At 42.6% G+C, this 617-nt stretch carries 1 protein-coding gene; it reads right to left on the bottom strand.

Annotated elements, in window-relative coordinates:
• Positions 1-185: 185 nt before the first annotated feature.
• Positions 186-305, bottom strand: coding sequence for a hypothetical protein (locus tag IT781_RS22975; RefSeq protein WP_370527083.1), 120 nt, complete (start codon positions 303-305; stop codon positions 186-188).
• Positions 306-617 lie beyond the last annotated feature (312 nt).

Here is a 617-nt window from a genome sequence, read left to right as displayed (position 1 = left end):
CGGCAACAGACAAGCCAAACCTAATGCTACCGCGTCACATCTCGACTCTACCGAAAACGGAAGATGAGAGCGGAAATTCGAGTAGGTCTTACCTAGTCAAAGAAATGCAAAAATAGTTACAAAGTAAAATATCATAAACTACAGTAACTTACCTATATGTAACTGTTACACCAAATTCTTATCGTTTACCCATAATCTTCAAGCTTAATGTCGGGATATTTCTGTGTAAGCAACCGTCCACAATCGCTAAGTGCAGCCCATCCTCTATTATCTGTACAGCCTATGCCGACCTCTCTCAAGGCAATAATAATCTCCTGCCGCTCTCATAGCTCGATAACCCTTTCTTCCAACTTTAATTTATCCAGACTTTTTGAATTTACAGCATCGACAAGTGATCTGGCTGGACATTATGCTGATGGGCCAATGCTGAATTTCAGTCCCTTTTACACGAATCTGGCAAATTCAGGTTGACTGCTGCAGAGATGATCCAGCAAAGCGATTTTCCATAACGCCAACAAAACGCTAGCAGCGCATTATAGGAGTTATACGGGTCGGGCTTGCTGTAACCAAGCAATATCCAATGGCGTCAAGCCGGGATTGATTTCAACAAGCCTGAT

This window comes from Methylobacter sp. BlB1 (assembly GCF_015476545.1).
GTDB lineage: Bacteria > Pseudomonadota > Gammaproteobacteria > Methylococcales > Methylomonadaceae > Methylobacter.
This window is presented reverse-complemented; position numbering and strand designations above follow the sequence as displayed.